Annotated in this window: 14 protein-coding genes; 12 read left to right on the top strand and 2 right to left on the bottom strand. The window is 47.4% G+C overall.

Annotated elements, in window-relative coordinates; all coding sequences use genetic code 11:
• The first annotated feature begins 18 nt into the window (after nucleotides 1-18).
• Both NEE14_RS12625 and NEE14_RS12620 read left to right on the top strand, forming a co-directional pair.
• Nucleotides 19-591: an anthranilate synthase component II gene (locus NEE14_RS12625; RefSeq protein WP_251967366.1), complete on the top strand. Its 573-nt coding sequence runs from the start codon at nucleotides 19-21 to the stop codon at nucleotides 589-591.
• 112 nt (nucleotides 592-703) lie between these two features.
• On the top strand, nucleotides 704-2,257 hold the full coding sequence (locus NEE14_RS12620) for an ATP-binding protein (protein ID WP_251967367.1): 1,554 nt from the start codon (nucleotides 704-706) through the stop codon (nucleotides 2,255-2,257).
• A gap of 49 nt (nucleotides 2,258-2,306) precedes the next feature.
• Here NEE14_RS12620 and NEE14_RS12615 read toward each other — a convergent pair whose 3' ends face one another.
• Entirely contained in the window at nucleotides 2,307-3,017 is a 711-nt protein-coding gene (locus tag NEE14_RS12615; RefSeq protein ID WP_251967368.1) for a ComEA family DNA-binding protein, read from the bottom strand.
• A 116-nt stretch (nucleotides 3,018-3,133) separates the two neighbouring features.
• On the opposite strand from NEE14_RS12615, the gene NEE14_RS12610 reads away from it, so the two are divergent.
• Nucleotides 3,134-5,947, top strand: coding sequence for a M16 family metallopeptidase (locus NEE14_RS12610; RefSeq protein ID WP_422394655.1), 2,814 nt, complete (start codon nucleotides 3,134-3,136; stop codon nucleotides 5,945-5,947).
• Between the two features lie 136 nt (nucleotides 5,948-6,083).
• Here the strand turns inward: NEE14_RS12610 and NEE14_RS12605 are convergent, their stop codons facing one another.
• Nucleotides 6,084-8,084 (bottom strand): T9SS type A sorting domain-containing protein, encoded by a 2,001-nt coding sequence (locus NEE14_RS12605; protein ID WP_251967369.1) that lies wholly within the window; start codon nucleotides 8,082-8,084, stop codon nucleotides 6,084-6,086.
• A gap of 347 nt (nucleotides 8,085-8,431) precedes the next feature.
• Between NEE14_RS12605 and NEE14_RS12600 the strand changes: the two genes are divergently transcribed.
• The 9 genes from NEE14_RS12600 (at nucleotide 8,432) to NEE14_RS12560 (ending at nucleotide 18,231) form a co-directional block, all read left to right on the top strand.
• Nucleotides 8,432-9,148 (top strand): tRNA threonylcarbamoyladenosine dehydratase, encoded by a 717-nt coding sequence (locus NEE14_RS12600; RefSeq protein WP_251967370.1) that lies wholly within the window; start codon nucleotides 8,432-8,434, stop codon nucleotides 9,146-9,148.
• 17 nt (nucleotides 9,149-9,165) lie between these two features.
• The gene (locus tag NEE14_RS12595) at nucleotides 9,166-9,837 is read left to right on the top strand and encodes an ABC transporter ATP-binding protein (RefSeq protein WP_251967371.1); all 672 of its coding nucleotides are present in this window, start codon (nucleotides 9,166-9,168) and stop codon (nucleotides 9,835-9,837) included.
• Nucleotides 9,838-9,869: 32 nt separating this feature from the next.
• Entirely contained in the window at nucleotides 9,870-11,246 is a 1,377-nt protein-coding gene (locus tag NEE14_RS12590; protein WP_251967372.1) for a sodium-dependent transporter, read from the top strand.
• Between the two features lie 120 nt (nucleotides 11,247-11,366).
• Nucleotides 11,367-12,566, top strand: coding sequence for an MFS transporter (locus NEE14_RS12585; protein WP_251967373.1), 1,200 nt, complete (start codon nucleotides 11,367-11,369; stop codon nucleotides 12,564-12,566).
• A 50-nt stretch (nucleotides 12,567-12,616) separates the two neighbouring features.
• A complete protein-coding gene (gene pdxB, locus NEE14_RS12580; protein WP_251967374.1) occupies nucleotides 12,617-13,726 on the top strand; it encodes a 4-phosphoerythronate dehydrogenase PdxB in 1,110 nt (369 codons plus the stop codon).
• Nucleotides 13,727-13,889: 163 nt separating this feature from the next.
• Complete coding sequence (locus NEE14_RS12575; RefSeq protein WP_251967439.1) at nucleotides 13,890-14,540, top strand: YjbH domain-containing protein; 651 nt, start codon at nucleotides 13,890-13,892, stop codon at nucleotides 14,538-14,540.
• 4 nt (nucleotides 14,541-14,544) lie between these two features.
• Nucleotides 14,545-15,783 carry a YjbH domain-containing protein gene (locus NEE14_RS12570; protein WP_251967375.1) on the top strand — a complete coding sequence of 413 codons (1,239 nt, stop codon included), beginning with the start codon at nucleotides 14,545-14,547 and terminating at the stop codon, nucleotides 15,781-15,783.
• A gap of 252 nt (nucleotides 15,784-16,035) precedes the next feature.
• The gene (locus NEE14_RS12565) at nucleotides 16,036-17,247 is read left to right on the top strand and encodes a carboxypeptidase-like regulatory domain-containing protein (RefSeq protein WP_251967376.1); all 1,212 of its coding nucleotides are present in this window, start codon (nucleotides 16,036-16,038) and stop codon (nucleotides 17,245-17,247) included.
• Between the two features lie 189 nt (nucleotides 17,248-17,436).
• Nucleotides 17,437-18,231: a polysaccharide biosynthesis/export family protein gene (locus NEE14_RS12560; protein ID WP_251967377.1), complete on the top strand. Its 795-nt coding sequence runs from the start codon at nucleotides 17,437-17,439 to the stop codon at nucleotides 18,229-18,231.
• Nucleotides 18,232-18,259: the final 28 nt, after the last annotated feature.

Here is an 18,259-nt window from a genome sequence, read left to right as displayed (position 1 = left end):
TTTCTAATGATATTTTCCATGAAGAGAGTGCTTGTTGTCGATAATTACGACTCATTTGTCTATAACTTGGTACAGATACTGCGTGAAGACCCTCTGTGTTCTTTTGAGGTAGTAACCAACGATCGGATTCCCTTCAGCCGACTGGATGAATTTGACTGCCTGCTTCTTTCACCTGGACCGGGGATTCCGGATGAAGCCGGTGATTTACTTGCTTTAATCGACCATTGCCATCGAAGTCATGCCATATTAGGAGTTTGCCTGGGGCATCAGGCTATCGGTCAATACTTTGGTGCTCAATTAGAGCAGATGTCTTCTCCCAAACACGGACATCCATCAACACTTCAGATACGGGATCATCAGGACCGTTTATATAAACAGGTAAATGAGCCGATACAAGTCGGGCGTTATCACTCCTGGCTACTATCACCTACTTCGTTCCCTGACTGCCTACACATTACCGCTACAGATGAAGAAGGGCATATCATGTCTTTCTCCCACAAGCAGTACCCGATCTATGGCGTACAGTTCCATCCCGAATCCATCATGACACCACAAGGCAGCATGATGATCCGTAATTTTCTTCATGACTAAAAGAAAGAGAATCGTTTTCGATTCCAACGAGAAACAAAAAGGGAACTCGTTTACTATAGCTGGATGAAAAAAGCTATATTTGCGAAACAGTAATCTATTAAATTCAAAAGCAATGAGTCATCTTTATCCGGTAGGCATACAGAGTTTTGAGAAAATCCGAAAAGAAGGTTATTGCTATGCGGACAAAACGGCTTTGATTTATCAGTTAGTCAAGACCAATAAATATTACTTTCTCAGTCGTCCACGGCGTTTCGGGAAAAGTCTGCTTATTTCTACTCTCGAAGCCTATTTCTTGGGAAAGAAAGAACTCTTCAAAGGCTTGGCTTTGGATGAACTGGAAAAAGACTGGATTACCTATCCCGTACTGCACCTGGATTTAAACACCCAAAAGTATAATACACCGGAAGCACTGACGAATGTATTAGAAGAAAATCTGAAGAACTGGGAAGATCTTTACGGAGCATCCGACCGAGAAATAGGCGTTGCCCGACGTTTTAACGGGGTGATCCGGAGAGCGGCAGAGAAAACCGGACGAAATGTCGTGATCTTGGTCGATGAGTACGACAAACCCATGCTCCAGGCGATCGGTAATGAAGAGCTGATTAATGAATATCATAGTTCGCTGATGGCTTTTTATGGTGTATTGAAAAGCTGTGACCCGTATATTCGTTTTGCTTTGCTGACCGGTGTTACCAAATTCAGTAAAGTAAGCGTGTTCAGCGATCTGAATAATCTGATGGATATTTCCATGTCTAACCGTTTTGCCAACATTTGTGGCATTACGGAACAGGAATTACATACTGAATTTAAAGAAGACATTCTTGCGTTAGCTCAGAAAAACAACGCGACAGAAGAGGAAGTTAAACAATTGTTGAAAGAGCAATACGATGGATATCACTTTGTAGAAGACAGCGAAGACATCTACAATCCGTTTAGCCTGCTGAATACATTCGCCAAAATGAAATTCGGCAGTTACTGGTTTGAGACGGGAACACCGACTTTTCTCATTGAATTACTGAAACGCAGTAAATATAACCTGTATCGCCTGACGGAAGAAATCGCTACGGCAGATTCTTTAGGCGGTATCGATTCCATGGACAGTAATCCTGTTCCCATTCTTTATCAGAGCGGATACCTCACCATCAAAGGGTATGACAAGCGTTTCCGGACTTATACCTTAGGCTTTCCCAATCGGGAAGTGGAAGAAGGATTTATTCAGTTCCTGCTGCCTGCCTATTCCAGCACATCCCGTTCAGACTCAGCTTTCGAGATGGTTCATTTTGTCCGTGAAGTGGAAAGCGGAAACATCAGTGCATTCATGCGCCGCCTTCAGAGTTTCTTTGCAGATACGCCTTACGAACTGGTACGTGATCTGGAACTACATTATCAGAATGTTCTCTTCATCGTATTCAAGTTATTGGGCTTCTACACCCAGGCAGAATACCATACTTCCAACGGACGGATTGACTTAGTGATAAAGACCGATCATTACATATACGTCATGGAGTTCAAACTCGAAGGAACGGCCGAAGAGGCTTTACAGCAAATCAACGACAAACAATATGCGCTGCCTTTTGCATCCGACTCGCGGCAACTCTATAAAATAGGGGTGAACTTCAGCAACGCGACCAGAAATATTGAGAAATGGCTTGTTGAAGAGAACTGATGCCCTGTATATGCTTTGCATAAGTTGATGGCAGGATTGATTCTCCCTTTTAGTCGAACGACAGATAGTAACGGAGCCTTTCTATTTCTCCGGGAGGAAATTCATCCAGCAAACGAAGTTCTTCCCAGCCCTGTAGCTTCCCTTTCCGTTCAATGAGGCGGAGAAGGATTTTGGTTTGCTGTTTATTCAAATACGGATGCCGGATCAAAGTCCGGTAATCTGCCTGATTAACGGCCAAAGGACGAATCAAGGCGGTATCTACGGTAAACCAAGGTTCAAGGGCTGCATACTTTTCAGCATCTATTCCATATACTTCAGCCAGCTGATGAACGGCATAGAATCCGCCTAAAAGCTCCCGGTATTTGATGATACGGCGGGAGAAAACGGGACCGATTCCCGGTACTTTCTGTAAGGTCAGCGTATCAGCCTGGTTCAGTTCCACCTGTGTTCCTGCCGGAAACTTCTGACTTCTGGGGCGTTTGGACGAGGACGTAAAAGGCTTCTGAAACCGTCGTTTTTCCGAATAAGAGGAACGGGGTTTCGAGACAGTGCGGGGAATGCTCCGGACGGTATCTTGTGACTTCAACTTGGGTACAGAATCTGTTTGGAACTTTTGTGCCACAACAGTCAGAGGCACAGGCTCTTCCTCCGGTTCCGTTACCCACAACAGGAGCCAGGCTCCCAGAATCAGGAAGGACAGCAGCGTCAGTGCCCTTCGTTCACTTTTCGAGAAATAGAATAAATCACGCCAATCTTTCATAGTTCTTGGTTTTCGTCATTGTTTCTTTATGTATGCAAATATATTCAAAAGAAGGAGAATCATGGCTGATTACGCCGTTTTTTATTTAGTTTTGCCGCATATATTTTGATAAAGCTATGAGATACACATCGAAAATCTGGATGTTTTTCCTGCTCTTCTGGGTAGGATTCGGATTATTGCAAGCGCAGACAGAACTTCAGCCGCTACCGGTTGATCCGAAGGTCCGTTATGGAAAACTGAGTAACGGACTCACGTATTATATTCGTCACAATGAGCTCCCGAAAGAGCGGGCAGACTTCTATATTGCCCAGAACGTAGGTTCTATTCTGGAAGAAGAAAACCAGCGCGGACTGGCTCACTTCCTGGAACACATGGCCTTTAATGGAAGTAAGAACTTTCCTGATCATGCGATGGACCATTATACCGAAAGTGTCGGCATGCGGATGGGAGAGAACTTCAATGCCTATACTTCTTTCGATGAAACCGTGTATATGATTATGAATGCGCCGGTACAGCGCACACAGGTGGTAGACAGCTGCCTGCTGATCCTGCACGACTGGTCTAATTTCATCACCTTGGCCGATACGGCTATTGAAAAGGAACGAGGCGTGATCCGGGAAGAATGGCGTACCCGCCAGGATGCGCAAGCCCGGTTATGGGAACAACAATTACCGAAGATGTATCCTAACAACCGGTATGCTCACCGGATGTCTATCGGCACACTGGATGTCATCAACCATTTCAAGCCGGACGAGTTAAGAGCGTATTACAAGAAATGGTATCGTCCCGACCTGCAAGCTATTATTATCGTAGGAGATGTGGATGTCGATCAGGTAGAAAACCGTATCAAAACAATGTTTGCCGATATTCCGGCGCCAGTGAATGCCGCAGAACGTACTTATTTCAGTGTACCGGACAACGACGAACCGATTGTTTCGATTGCCACAGACAAGGAAGCATCCAATATTCTGCTGTACATCTTCTATAAATACGATCCGTTACCCAAAGAAGTTAAAGCTTCCGTAATGGGCATGGTTACCGGTTACGTACAGGCTGTATGTGATCAGATGATCAACGAACGGTTCCAGGAGATCTTGCAGAAAGCGAATCCACCGTTTATTTATGCGGCAGCATCGGATGGCGACTTTATGGTTTCCAAGACCAAATCGGCCTGGTCGGTAGCGGCTTTGGCGAAAGAAGGCTGCATTGATTCTACCCTGACAGCTGTCGTGAAAGAGATTCAGCGGGTGAAGCAATATGGGTTTACGGCTTCTGAATACGAACGGGCCCGTATCAATGTACTGAAAGCGTATGAATCGGCCTTCAATGAACGAGACAAACAGAAGAACAGTACATATTCCAGCGAGTACGTTTCTCATTTCACCGACGGTGGAAGTATTCCGGGAATCGAGATGGAATATGAACTGATCAACCAGATAGCCCCGGCTATTCCGGTAGAACAGGTGAATCAGTATATCCAGCAGATTATCGGAGACAAGAACATTGTCATCAGTCTGACGGCTCCGGAAAAGGAAGGTGTGACATATCCGACGGAAGAAGAATTACTGGATGAATTCCGGAAAGCACAGCAGATTCCGGTAGAAGCCTATCAGGAAAATGTCAGCAACGAACCGCTGATTCCTGAATTACCCGAGGCAGGCAGTATCATAGAAGAAAAAGTAGACCCGCTCTTCGGGGCTACGGTTATGAAACTGAGCAACGGCGTACGGGTGGTATTAAAGCATACGGACTTCAAGGATGATGAAATCCAGATGACGGCTACCAGTCCGGGCGGTACGTCTTTATATGGAGATGAAGAAGCCCTGAATCTGAAGTTGCTGAACAGTGTCATTGGCTTGGGCGGTTTGGGTAATTTCTCGGCAACCGACTTAAGTAAACGCCTGGCGGGTAAGAAAGTGTCCTGTTCGACTTCCATCGGGACGGACTCCGAAAGTGTGAACGGGTATGCTTCTCCGACGGATGTCAAGACATTGTTCGAGCTGGTTTATTTAGGATTTACAGCATTACGTACCGACAACGACGCATATCAGTCGCTGGTTTCCCGCCTGAAAGCCCAATTGGAGAACCAGGAACTAGACCCGATGTATGCCTTGCAGGACAGTATCATCCGTATCACGTATCAGAATAATCCGCGGATGAAAAGCCTGAAAGCTTCGGAAGTGGACCAGATCAGTTATCCGCGCCTGATTGAAATCTATAAGGACCGTTTCGCCGACGCATCTGATTTCACCTTCACTTTCGTCGGAAACCTGAATATTGACAGTATGCGTCCGCTGATCCGACAATATCTGGCGACATTGCCTTCGATTCATCGGACTGAAAAAGCAGATGTTTCTCACGAACCGGCCATGAGTAAAGGTGAACATATCTGCCATTTCCATCGCGAGCAGGAAACGCCTAAAGCCACCATCTACAGCATCTATTCAGGCCAGATGACCTACGATTTACAGCACATCCTGTCGGCTTCCATGTTGAGCCAGATCTTGGATTTGGTCTATACCGAGAAAGTCCGGGAAGAAGAGGGTGGAACATATGGCGTACAGGCCGGTGCAGGTGTACAGGATTTCCCTGAAGGCAGAACTATCCTGCAGATTGTATTCGATACCGATCCTGCCAAATGGAAGGATATGAACCAGATTGTCCGTACCGAGTTACAGCGTATTGCGAAAGAAGGTCCGCGTCAGGAAGATTTCAAGAAGACATTCGACAATATGCAGAAACGACATGAAGAGAAACTGCAGGAAAATGGTTACTGGCTGAATGTTTTGGATGTATATTATTGCAAAGGACTGGATGCCCTGACGCCTTATACCGAGACTTTACAGCAGATGACTCCGGAAACAATCCGCTCCTTTACCGACCAATTACTGAAACAAGGCAACTTCATCGAGGTCGTTATGGAGCCGTAAATTCTCTGAAAAGGAAGTTCTCTCTATATAATATAAGTAACGGGCCTTTTCTATAAAGCCCGTTACTTTTTCTTTATCTCAGTTTCAAACAATCACTTTCCAACTGGATTCATAAGTAGGAACTATCATCCGTTACTTACTTGACCAATACTTTTACTTTCTTTGTACCTGAATCACCTTGCAGTACGACGAAATAGATTCCTCTTTGCAGGTTAGAAACAACCGTCGAACCACTGATAGACGACTGATAACAGCAAGCCCCGTTTGCCGCGTAAACCGACAAGGCAGCCTTGCCTTCCATATCTACATGAATTGTACCCGGACGCGTATAAATACGGGCATCTACAGCCTGGATCGTTTCATTGGCAACACTTGATTTAGAGTAATAATAATAATCTATACCATACATTTGCCAGTTTTCAAGATCATTTTCCGGAAGATAATATCGTTTAATTATCATCGGGTTGCCTTCTGTTGCCTCTGCCTTATCTGAATAGAATATATTCCAATTATTATTTGTTACATCATATTCAGCATCGATACGAGTGTAACTTTCGCCATCCGTTTCATCAACGTATTTATATCCATAAGTTATCATCCAATCATTGCTCTCAGTATCCCAATTATAGTTGATTTGCGTATAACTATTACCGTCTGTTTCATATTCATACTTAGAACCACTTGTTACCACCCATTCTTCAGACTCCATATCCCAATCTGAATGCCGATCATAGTAGCTATCTTCTCCTGTCTCTTCGTATTCATACCGGTATCTGGAAATTAATGTCCATTCATCTGTTTCAAGATCTTGCTTATAATTATTCATAATATAGCTTCTTCCCTCGTCTTGACGTTCATATTCGGACTTTTGGCTGGAATCTATTATATTGTCTTCATAATAAGTACTGACCTCTGATAGAGTTCGACCTTGTGAATCATACGTGTATTCATAAGCAGAGTGCCTACTGGCACGTTCCCCTGTTTTCGGATCTACATTGTATCCTTTCATTGAAAGCATCTGCCCATTGCTGTCATACGTATAGTCCCAACTCGTTAAAGATACAGACTTGTTGCCATCACTTTGTATAGTCGTATCTTTCAGAAAAGAAGTACCCGTTAATTTATCATCTGCATACGAATACGTTTCTATGCTATGCCAATAATAAGATGAATTATCCTCTAAATTTTCACTATAAGTTAACCAGTCATCCTCATCATAGGCATATTTTTCAATGCTTATTTCGTATTCTGTGCCATTCCACTGTTTGTTTTCATAATAAGTCCGATGACCATTATCATCAAATTCATAGTAATAACCTACATTCAAATAAAGATCTTCCTTATCAGCATCCCAATTATACATTTCGTATAAGGTTTGATTACCTTGAGAGTCATACCCATAGCTATAATAGAAAGAATAATACCATTCTCCATTTTCATCAAGGAGTTGCCGTTCTGAATGAGTTTGTTTATTTTCTGAATTGTACACGTATTGGCCTTGTTCAACCAGTGTCAATACCCCGTTTCTCAATTCTTTATATTCATATTTAGTTGGCTGCCCCACTGAATTATATTCATAATAAGACTGAGAAGTCATCTCTCCTTCAGCATCGTAATAATTATATGAGAGACTGATCTGATTATTCGAACTGTCATAGGTATAAACATCTTTCCAATATAATTGCCATTCAGAGCCATTAATCATATAATTTGAATATGATAAAAGATTTCCATTTTCATCATACTCGTATAATTGACGAGTGTTGGGAGTCCAGTTCGGATCGTTCCAAGAATATCTCACTTCCTCTGTTACTTTACCCACAGCATTGTATTGATAAACATACTTGTTCTGTTTTTCGCCTTCCGAATTACAATAGACCATACTATCCAATTGCATCGCTTGTGCTGTAGCGCGTAATGAAGCAGAACGGGAAGCGACAGGCTGATTCATCCGATCATGCGGCATACGAACGACCGGCATTTTAGGTTTAATCATTGCTTTTACCGGTTTTTCCCATAGCAGTTTCCCTGACTGTGGTAACATTAGTTTATGTTTATCGGCAACCGTTTGGGCAGTTAATGACATGCCAAAGAGAGCTACTGTCCAAATCATTAGGTTCAAGTAAATCTGTTTCATAATATGTGCTATTTAAGTTGTAAATAAGAATCTAAGATGATTGACCTTTTGTGGTTCTATTGCTGCCAAGATAATAAAAGATATTTAAAATCCAATACTTTTCTTTCTATTTTCAACGATTAGCGGGATAAATATTAACAAATGGAACATCCAATGGTCCAAATATGAGAGATAACAAGTATTTGGCAAATCTTGCTCCCAAAGAAAATAACAGGAAAAGAAACCTGTATATTCCCATCAAAGGCCAGCCTCTTTTTCATCATTTTCAGACCGAAAAATTCAAAAAACGGACAAAGAAGAAGCATTTTCCCTTTTGATTTATTACTTTTGCCGCAAAATATTGATAAATGATTTACAATTGGAATTCAAGAACTGAATTATTGTTAGGAAAAGAGCGTTTGGAACGTTTTTCTGAGGCGCATGTCCTGGTGGTCGGTTTAGGAGGTGTCGGAGCCTATGCAGCCGAACAGATTTGCCGGGCCGGTATCGGACAAATGACGATTGTAGATGCCGATACCGTCAACGAAAGCAATCTGAACCGTCAGCTGCCTGCCCTGCATTCTACGTTAGGACAGCCCAAGGCCGAGGTAGTAGCCGCACGCCTGATCGACATTAATCCGGAACTGAAATTGACTGTTGTCAATGAATTCTTGCGGGACGAACGAACCGAAGAGATTCTGGATCATGCGCATTACGACTTTATTGTCGATGCCATCGATTCGCTCAGTCCGAAAGTGTTTTTACTCTATCATGCGTTGCTGCGGAAAATACCCATTGTATCGTCGATGGGTGCCGGTGCCAAGATTGACCCCTCGCAGGTCCGTATTGCCGATATATCGAAGTCATCTAACTGCGCATTGGCGAAAGCTGTACGGAAGCGGTTGCGCGGATTGGGCGTACAAAAGGGGATTCCGGTTGTCTATTCCACAGAGATGGCCAATCCGGATGCTGTCATAGAAGTGGCCGACGAGGCCTGCAAACGGACGACAACAGGGACGGTCTCGTATATGCCGGCCATCTTCGGATGCTATTTGGCTTCGTATGTAATCAGAAATATCGAATAAGGGGAGAATAAAAGTATATGATAGTAGCAGAAGGCATTACCAAAAGTTTTGGAAACTTGCAGGTTTTAAAAGGAATCAACCTGACCATCAACCAGGGAGAAGTGGTTTCGATTGTCGGTCCGAGCGGAGCCGGTAAAACGACCCTGCTTCAGATTTTGGGAACACTCGACAAGCCGGATGGCGGACGTCTGCTGATCAACGATACCGATGTACTGCATCTGTCGGAGCAGAAGCTGTCGGCTTTCCGTAACCGGAATATCGGCTTTGTCTTTCAGTTCCACCAGCTTTTGCCTGAGTTTACAGCCCTCGAGAATGTCATGATTCCGGCTTTGATAGCCAAGGAAAAGGCTTCGGCTGCCGAAAAGCGGGCCAAGGAGATTCTGTCATTCCTGAAGTTGTCAGACCGGATGACGCATAAACCGGCTGAATTGTCGGGCGGAGAAAAACAGCGGGTTGCCGTGGCCCGTGCCCTGATCAATCATCCCCAGGTTATTCTGGCAGACGAGCCGTCGGGCAGTCTGGATACACGGAACAAAGAGGAGCTGCATGCCCTGTTCTTCGAGTTGCGTGACCAGATGAACCAGACCTTCGTGATTGTCACCCACGACGAACAGTTGGCTGCACAGACCGACCGGACCATTCATATCCGGGATGGTGTAGTCAGCGAAGAAGCAGAACAAAAGAACTAAAGGAATCAACGATTTTATACAAAGAACCAAATATGTCGACAGATAGAGCTACATTTGGAAGTAAATTAGGCGTGATCCTGGCAACCGTCGGTTGCGCTGTGGGGTTGGGAAGCATCTGGCGCTTCCCGTATATGGTAGGAGAAAACGGCGGAGCCGCTTTCCTGCTGGTATTTATTATCTGTACTGTGTTACTGGGCTTGCCCATTATGATCACAGAGTTTTTCATCGGACGGCATTCGCGGAGCAATGCTGCCGGTTCGTTCAAGAAACTGGCCCCGCATACCAAATGGCCGCTGATCGGATATAACGGTGTGCTGGCAGCTTTCCTGATCTTAGGTTTCTATGCCGTCGTATCCGGCTGGACCCTCGAATATGTCTGGCAGGCCATGAGCGGTAACCTGTCCGGCAAGAGTGCCGCCGATTTTACAACCGATTTTCAGGCGTTCTCGAGCAGCGTCTTTCGCCCGATCCTCTGGACGGCTGTCTTTATCGGTATCACCCATTACATCATCGCTGCCGGTGTGGAAAAAGGAATCGAGCGGGCCTCTAAAATCATGATGCCGGCCCTGTTTCTGATCCTCCTGGTCTTGTGTATCCGTTCCGTTACATTACCGGGAGTCAAAGAAGGACTGACCTTTCTGTTCCGGCCCGATTTCGGGAAGATTACCTCGTCGGTCATCCTGAGTGCCATGGGGCAGACCTTTTTCTCCCTGAGTATCGGTATGGGATGTCTGATCACCTATGCTTCTTACTTCGGGAAAGATACGAACCTGCAGACTACCGCCGTACAGGTGACCGTCCTGAATACACTGGTTGCCCTGCTGGCCGGTATCATGGTCTTCCCGGCCGTATTCAGCTTCGGCATCGAGCCTACAGCCGGTCCTGAACTGGTCTTCATCACCTTGCCGAACATCTTCGAACAGCTGCCTTTCGGGAGTGCGTGGTCGTTCATTTTCTTCATTCTGCTGGCGCTGGCAGCCCTAACTTCGACCATTTCCCTGCACGAAGTAGCTACGGCCTATGTACACGAAGAATATCAAGTACCCCGTAAGTTTGCCGCCTGGGTGGTTTCTATCGGTGTCTTCATCATCGGTGTCTTCGCCTCGTTGTCGTTTGGTGTACTCAAAGATTTCACCATCGGCGGACTGACGATCTTCAACGCCCTCGATTTCCTGACAGCCAAGATTATGATGCCCTTAGGCGGAATGATGATCTGCGTGTTTGTAGGCCTGCGTATTGACAAGAAAATACTGAAGGAAGAACTTACCAACCACGGGACGATCCCGTTTTATTTCTTCCATACCTACGCTTTCTTCATCAAATACTTAGCACCCTTGGCAATTGGACTGATATTTATCAATGAATTGGGAATAATTGCGTATCTTCGCCGTCTCATAGCAGGCAGTTAAGGGCAGAATGCCGGTAACGGCCGGCTGTGCCTGCGCCTTCCAGCTTATCAAAAGGAGTCGATGGCGCAGGAGGATATGAGACTTATACTTATTTGGTTGCATCTGAAAAAATAGAAGATTATGTCAAAAGACAAGATGGTAACGCCAAGTTTCTGTTATATCTTAGCGGCCAATTTTCTGCTTTATTTTGCCTTCTACCTGATATTACCCATTCTGGCGTTTTATCTGCAGGAAGAATTTGCGGCCGGAAAGACGATGATCGGCTTTATCCTTTCCTGTTATACGATAGCGGCCCTGAGTATTCGTCCCTTTTCCGGTTATCTGCTGGACACGTTTTCCCGCCGTCCGCTGTATCTGCTGGCTTATTTCATCTTTATAGCGATCTTCGGCGGTTATATCCTGGCTACCAGTCTGACGCTTTTCATCGCCCTCCGTATCGTGCACGGTCTGGCTTTCGGGATGGTGACGGTAGCCGGCAATACCATTCTGATTGACATCCTGCCGTCGTCTCGGCGTGGCGAAGGAATCGGCTATTACGGACTGGCCAACAACCTGGCCATGAGCTTCGGTCCCATGATCGGACTGTTCATGCATTCTGTCTATTCCTACCAGACGATCTTTACCTGTTCACTGATCACCGGGACCGTCGGTTTCCTGATGGCCTACCTGGTTAAAACGCCCTATAAGGCACCGGTGCAGCGGATTCCCATTTCCCTCGACCGTTTCTTCCTGAAGAAGGGGGTGTGGGCCGGTATTTCCCTGCTGCTGCTGTCGATTCCTTATGGGATGACGACGACCTACGTTGCCATGTATGCCAACGAAATCGGGATAGAAGTCAACCCCGGACTGTATTTCACCTTCATGGCGATCGGTCTGGCGGTATCCCGCATGTTCTCCGGTCGTCAGGTCGATAAGGGGCGGATTACGCTGGTTATTTCCCTGGGGATGTATTTAGCCGTAGTAACCTTCTTCGTCCTCTCAGCCTTACATCTGTTGATGGAGTGGAACCATGTCTTCAGCTCCTATCTGTATATCGGTATCGCGCTGGCACAAGGTGTCGCTTTCGGGACCATGTTCCCGGCATTCAATACCCTGTTTGTCAACCTGGCAGCCCACAACCAACGGGGAACGGCTACTTCTACCTATCTGACCAGCTGGGATGTGGGTATCGGTATCGGACTGATGATCGGCGGTTCCATCGCCCAGACCTTTGGTGGCTTTGAATATGCCTATTTGTGTGGAGCCGTGTTAAGCGTCGTATCCACCGTCTTCTTCCTGCTCAAAGCCGGACCTCATTTCAATCGGGAAAAGCTGAGATAACGGAGCTTTCGGCCAACATAAACAAACGTACAAACTCAAAAAAACTCAAAATGAAAATAGTAGCAGACGATACCATTCCCTTCCTGAAAGGGATTGCAGAACCCGTAGCCGACGTCGTATATATTCCGGCCAAAGGATTCACTCCTGAAATTGTAAAAGACGCAGACGCGCTGATTGTCCGCAGTATCGACAAATGCACGTCCGACCTGCTGAAAGGCAGCCGTGTCCGGCTGATTACCACTGCCACCATCGGCTTCGACCATATTGACATCCATTATTGTGAATCGCATGGCATCACCTGGAAAAACGCTCCGGGATGCAACGCGCCTTCGGTAGCCCAGTATGTCATGGCGTCCCTGTTGCGCATTGCCCTGCGCCGGGGAGAATCCTTGCAGGGAAAGACATTGGGCATCATCGGAGTCGGACATGTGGGGAAAGAAGTAGAGAAACTGGCCTCCCTCTTCGGTATGACCATCCTGCGGAATGACCCGCCCAGAGCCGATGCCGAAGGTCCGGAAGCCTTTGTCTCCCTCGAGGAACTGGCCGCCCGGGCCGATATCATCACCTGCCATGTCCCGTTTACACGCGAAGGCTCCTATCCTACCTGGCATCTGGCCGACCAATCCTTCTTCAACCAGGTCCGTCGGGGCTGCTGGTTCATCAACAGCTGCCGGGGTGCCGTTCATGATACCCGGGCATTACTGGAAGCCCACGAGAAAGGTATTGTAGCTGAGATAATACTCGATTGCTGGGAAAACGAACCGCAGATCAGCCGGGAACTGCTGGACCGGGTATCCATCGCTACGCCTCATATTGCGGGATTCTCGGCCGATGGAAAAGCGACGGCTACCCGTATGTGCCTCGAAGAAATCCAGCGTTTCTTCGGGATTCATTTCGACCGCCTGGGCGAGGTCGTACCACCGGCTCCGGCTCATCCGGTCATCAACCTGGATTCGTTTGCCGACCACCGCATAGAAAATGCCTTCCTGCAGACCTTCGACCCGCTGGTTGTCGACAGGCGGCTGCGTGAAGACCCGTCGTCATTCGAATGGTTACGCAATCATTATGACCATCCGCGCGAACCGCTGGCTTACCGGGTTATACAGGCTACACCTGCCGAGAAAGACCTCCTGCGGAAAATCGGATTTGTTGTAGAATAATGCAAACAAATAATCGCTATCTTTGCGGTGTATGAAAAAGAAATATGAAATCTCCGGTCAGGCTGCTGGACAGGGCCGGAGAAAAACAACGTACCTCTTCCTGCTCCTGTTCCTTTTCTGCAGTCTTTCTGCGCGCTGGACGCCCCTGCAGGCCCAATACAGCATGGGAACAACCGGACTGATGAACATCCCGACTGCCGATATGCAGCCGGACGGTACGTTTATGGCCGGAGGCAACTTCATGCCTGCGGCCATCTTGCCTGACTCCTGGGGCTATCATTCCGGTAATTATTTCGTAAACATGACCTTCCTTCCTTTTCTGGAAGTCGCTTACCGGTGTACCTTGCTGAAAACAGGAGAAGACCATAACCACAAATGGAACCAGGACCGCTCGGTCTCTCTCCGCCTCCGCCCGTTGAAAGAAGGGAAATGGTGGCCGGCCATTGTGGTAGGCTCGAACGATGCTTTTACAACCAATCAGCTGAATATGTTTGAAGACTCGGGCGGAAACCGTTACTTCTCATCGGTCTTTGCGGTGGGGACCAAGCATTTCTGCTGGGGCGGTCATCAGGTAGGCCTTACGGTAGGCGGCCATATTCCGTTTCGGAGCGGCAGCCAGAAAAAAGGGGTTCTAGGCGGGCTGGAATATCGTCCGGCCTTTTATCCGGACTGGTCGCTGATGGTCGAGTACGATTCGGATGCCGTCAACCTGGGAACAGCCATCCGACTGTGGAAACATCTTTCTCTCCATGTCTTCTGTTATGACTGGCAGGCCGTCTGCGGCGGACTCCGGTATGAAGTTAAACTATATTGACGCTATGATGAAGAACAAACGAAACGATGATAAGCGAATGAGACAGATGCTCCTGACAGCCCTTCTGTTCCTGTTTCCCTGGCTGGCGGGCGCTGCCTCGTATGTTCCCCTGCTGAGGCAGTTGGGCATGGAGAATATCCGTGAAGCCGCCGGTCCGGAAGGGGTGTATCTCTGCTGGGAAGACCCCGTGTACCGGGGACCGGTACGGGGCCTGGCCGAAGTATTGCGGCAGCTGGCCGCCCAGGAGGAACTGACACAGGAAACGCACCTGGTCATATTGGAGAACGGATGGCCCCAACTGCTCATCACAGTACCGGCCGGGAGCTGGACCGATTACCGGGAAGAACGCGTCACATGGACGGAGTTCGTCAACAGCCTGGAGCTGACGTATGATACCGACGAAGCCATGCGTCATTTTTCGGATGCCAAAACAGAACACCGGAGTGCCGGGAAAGTCGACTTCGTAATCTATCCGCAGTTGCAGCTCCGGAATTCCTGGATGGACAAGATCTACGGGGCCTCGGTCAATATCGCCCCCGCCATCGAGATGCAGCTGTGGAAAGGAGCCAGCTTCACCGGACAGGTGATTTTCCCGATCTGGAATAATCTGATTGGCGAGATGGATTATATCCGGGCCGGCATACTGACCCTCCGTCAGGAAGTCCGTCTGCCCAAGCGGTGGATGGCTTCTCTTACCGTCGGTAATTTCACCCAGCAGCGGATCGGAGCCGACCTGCAGCTGACCTGGCGGACAGCCGATGACCGCTGGCTGTTGGGAGCCCGTGGCGGACTGACGGGCGCTTCGGTGGTACAAGACGGACACTGGCAGGTCAGCCGGTGGGAACGTCTCAGCGGGGCCGTATGGGGGCGTTATTTCGAACCCCATTACCAGCTGGAGCTGGAGCTCACCGCCGAGCGGTATATCTATGGCGATTATGGAGCCCGTCTGGACTGTGTCCGCCATTTCGGGGAGACAACGGTCGGCCTCTTTGCGATGGTCTCGGGAGGCGAAGCCAACGGCGGTTTCAGTTTCTCGGTTCCCCTGCCCCGGAAAAAACGGATGCGGCGAAAAGCCGTACGGGTACGCCTGCCGGAATACTGGGGACTGACATATGAAGCCCAGAGCGGTAATGAATATGCAGAAAGACGGCTAGGACGCCGGTACCAGACCGATCCGGTGGTGAGCCGGAGCAACCGCTTCTATAACCCGGATTTTGTACGGAAGCAATTACTCCGTCAGTAAACCGGGGAAAAACGGGAAAATACGGTGCCTCCATGAGCACTGAATCATCTATTTGAAGGTAAATTCATGTTTTTTACAAGAAAAAGAGTGATCGAATCAAACTATTCACTAATTTTGTGGCAATCTATGTGTTATACGGTGGGTAAAGGGTCATAAAAACTGTTTTAGGCAAAGATTAATGCAATGGATTAAACGACCAGATTGAGCTGGTAAAAATAGATATAGGAAATATTAATTATAAACAGAAAACGTATGAACAAGTATTTGACGGGTGCATTTGCTTTTGCCCTGTTATTGAGCACAAGCGTTTCATTGTCATCCTGTAAAGATGAAGATGAAGTAACACAGACTCCGGAACAAGTGGAAACCAAGATTGAAGCTTATGTTTCAGGTCGAGTAATGGAAATGGGAAAACCATTGGCTGACGTAACAGTCGCTTCGGGCGATGTTACAGCTACGACAGACAGCGAAGGAAACTATACATTAGCTATCGGAAATGCCGGCACTGTAACCGTTACAGCGTCAAAAGAAGGCTATATGTCTTCTTCTTCTCAAGTCACAGCAGTCGCTGCTGATGTTACCTCTTTAGATTTTGAACTGACTCCGCAGAACGCGTCGGTATCTTTGACTCCCGACGGTGGACTGGACATCCTGGAAAGCCGTGACGAATATACGACTCTTTCCTTCGAGGCTCAATCCGTAACGACGGCTACAGAAGTGTCTATCACCGAATTTACGACACGTGCCGAGATCGATAATTTGGGTGCTCTTTCAGCCATCTACTGTACGCCCGACGGACAGCAATTCGAGAAACCGGTTAAAATCAAGGTAGCCCGTAACACAAGCTCCGACCTGTATTTTGCCAACATGAAGCATTATGTAGAAGACAACGGTACCTGGAAGGCCGAAAGCGACATGACTGTCGATCCGGAAACAGGGGAATATACCGGTGAACTGACTCACTTCTCCAACCACGCGTTTGGTGTAGAAGCTACCTGGAGCGCAAAAGCCGCTTCTACCGAAGCCGGAGCTTCTCAGGAATTTGACAACCGGGGCAAATTAAGCGCTATTCAGGTTCCGCTGACTGTTGAATCGAAGAACGGTTGGGAAATCGACGGAGATCTGGCCTCTATTGTCCGCTCAGCCCTGTCAGGCGTGAGTGAGTCTGACGCATCTGAACTGGCTACCGAACTGAGCCGTATGGTCCGCAACGCCAAAGGTAGCAGTTCCTCTGTATCCAGCCAGCAGGTAAAACTGAATGATATCAGCATCAGCGGTGATACCAAAGCAACAGTAGCTGTCGAGAACAACGTATCGACTTCTTCTATGTCAGTCACCGTGATGTTTAAGGGACAGCCGGTTTCCATCAGCGTTCCGGTCAAGGTATATCAGGGTGTTTCCATGAAGATCACCTACGAACACGGATCGCTGACTCCGGATCACTCAGGTGGTAACATCGGATAAACTGGAATTTTCTTGTCACATAAGAGGCACGGTACTTCGGGTAACCCATTTACCCGCGGTCCGTGTCTTCGTATTTGCCTAAAATAGAATCCTATTATAAACAAATTTTCCCGTAAACGGGTTATAAGCCATATAGAATATCATTTTCCGGGGCCTGGACCGGAATCATCAGACAAACAAATCAGAAATATGCGAATCGGAAAGTTCACGAAATGGATGTTGTTAAGCTGGGTCATCCTGTTCTCAGCCTGTAACTCAACAAAAGAGGTGGTATATCTGCAAGATGTAGTTCCCTTGAAGCAACAGGATATCGAACGAAAATATGAAGTATTTATTCATGAAGATGACTTGCTTTCCATCATGGTGAACAGCAAGGACCCCGAGCTGGCATTACCTTTTAATATGCCGTTGATCACGTACCAGATCGGTAGCGAGAGCTCCGGTCAGCAGCGTGTATTGGGCTACCTGGTAGATACAAATGGTGATATTGACTTTCCGATCTTGGGAAAACTGCATGTAGCCGGTCTTTCCCGCCTGGAATTACGGGATTTAATCAAAGAGAAATTAATCAGTGGAGATTACATTAAAGACCCGGTTGTAACGGTTCAGTTTCTGAATTACAAGGTATCCGTCATGGGTGAAGTGGCCCGTCCGGGTTCGTTTACCATCACGGGCGACCGTATTACGTTGCTGGAAGCCTTAAGTATGGCAGGCGACCTGACCATCTACGGACGCCGTGACCGTGTAGCCGTCATCCGTGAGGAAAATGGCAAACGGACCATCCTGTTCCACGACCTGCGTTCGTCGGATATCTTTACCTCACCGTGCTATTACCTGCAGCAGAACGATATCGTCTATGTCGAACCGAACAAGGCCAAGGCCGGACAACGGGATATCAACCAGAACAACTCAGTCAGCGTCTGGCTGTCGGCCGTATCCGTACTGGCTGCTGTCGCCTCCCTGCTGGTAACCGTCTTAAAGTAAGAATAAAATACTGTCGAACAGATAAACC

Source organism: Parabacteroides sp. AD58, assembly GCF_023744375.2.
Classification (GTDB): domain Bacteria; phylum Bacteroidota; class Bacteroidia; order Bacteroidales; family Tannerellaceae; genus Parabacteroides; species Parabacteroides absconsus.
Note: the sequence above shows the minus strand (reverse complement) of the source record. Positions and strands in the feature narration are given on the sequence as shown.

Bases quoted from the DNA above. Each gene is read 5' to 3' on its own strand.
- NEE14_RS12620 (WP_251967367.1), top strand. From the start codon at position 704: ATGAGTCATCTTTATCCGGTAGGCATACAGAGTTTTGAGAAAATCCGA.
- NEE14_RS12600 (WP_251967370.1), top strand. From the start codon at position 8,432: ATGATTTACAATTGGAATTCAAGAACTGAATTATTGTTAGGAAAAGAG.
- pdxB (WP_251967374.1), top strand. From the start codon at position 12,617: ATGAAAATAGTAGCAGACGATACCATTCCCTTCCTGAAAGGGATTGCA.
- NEE14_RS12605 (WP_251967369.1), bottom strand. From the start codon at position 8,084: ATGAAACAGATTTACTTGAACCTAATGATTTGGACAGTAGCTCTCTTT.
- NEE14_RS12575 (WP_251967439.1), top strand. From the start codon at position 13,890: ATGGGAACAACCGGACTGATGAACATCCCGACTGCCGATATGCAGCCG.
- NEE14_RS12615 (WP_251967368.1), bottom strand. From the start codon at position 3,017: ATGAAAGATTGGCGTGATTTATTCTATTTCTCGAAAAGTGAACGAAGG.
- NEE14_RS12595 (WP_251967371.1), top strand. From the start codon at position 9,166: ATGATAGTAGCAGAAGGCATTACCAAAAGTTTTGGAAACTTGCAGGTT.
- NEE14_RS12565 (WP_251967376.1), top strand. From the start codon at position 16,036: ATGAACAAGTATTTGACGGGTGCATTTGCTTTTGCCCTGTTATTGAGC.
- NEE14_RS12590 (WP_251967372.1), top strand. From the start codon at position 9,870: ATGTCGACAGATAGAGCTACATTTGGAAGTAAATTAGGCGTGATCCTG.
- NEE14_RS12625 (WP_251967366.1), top strand. From the start codon at position 19: ATGAAGAGAGTGCTTGTTGTCGATAATTACGACTCATTTGTCTATAAC.
- NEE14_RS12585 (WP_251967373.1), top strand. From the start codon at position 11,367: ATGTCAAAAGACAAGATGGTAACGCCAAGTTTCTGTTATATCTTAGCG.
- NEE14_RS12610 (WP_422394655.1), top strand. From the start codon at position 3,134: ATGAGATACACATCGAAAATCTGGATGTTTTTCCTGCTCTTCTGGGTA.
- NEE14_RS12560 (WP_251967377.1), top strand. From the start codon at position 17,437: ATGCGAATCGGAAAGTTCACGAAATGGATGTTGTTAAGCTGGGTCATC.
- NEE14_RS12570 (WP_251967375.1), top strand. From the start codon at position 14,545: ATGATGAAGAACAAACGAAACGATGATAAGCGAATGAGACAGATGCTC.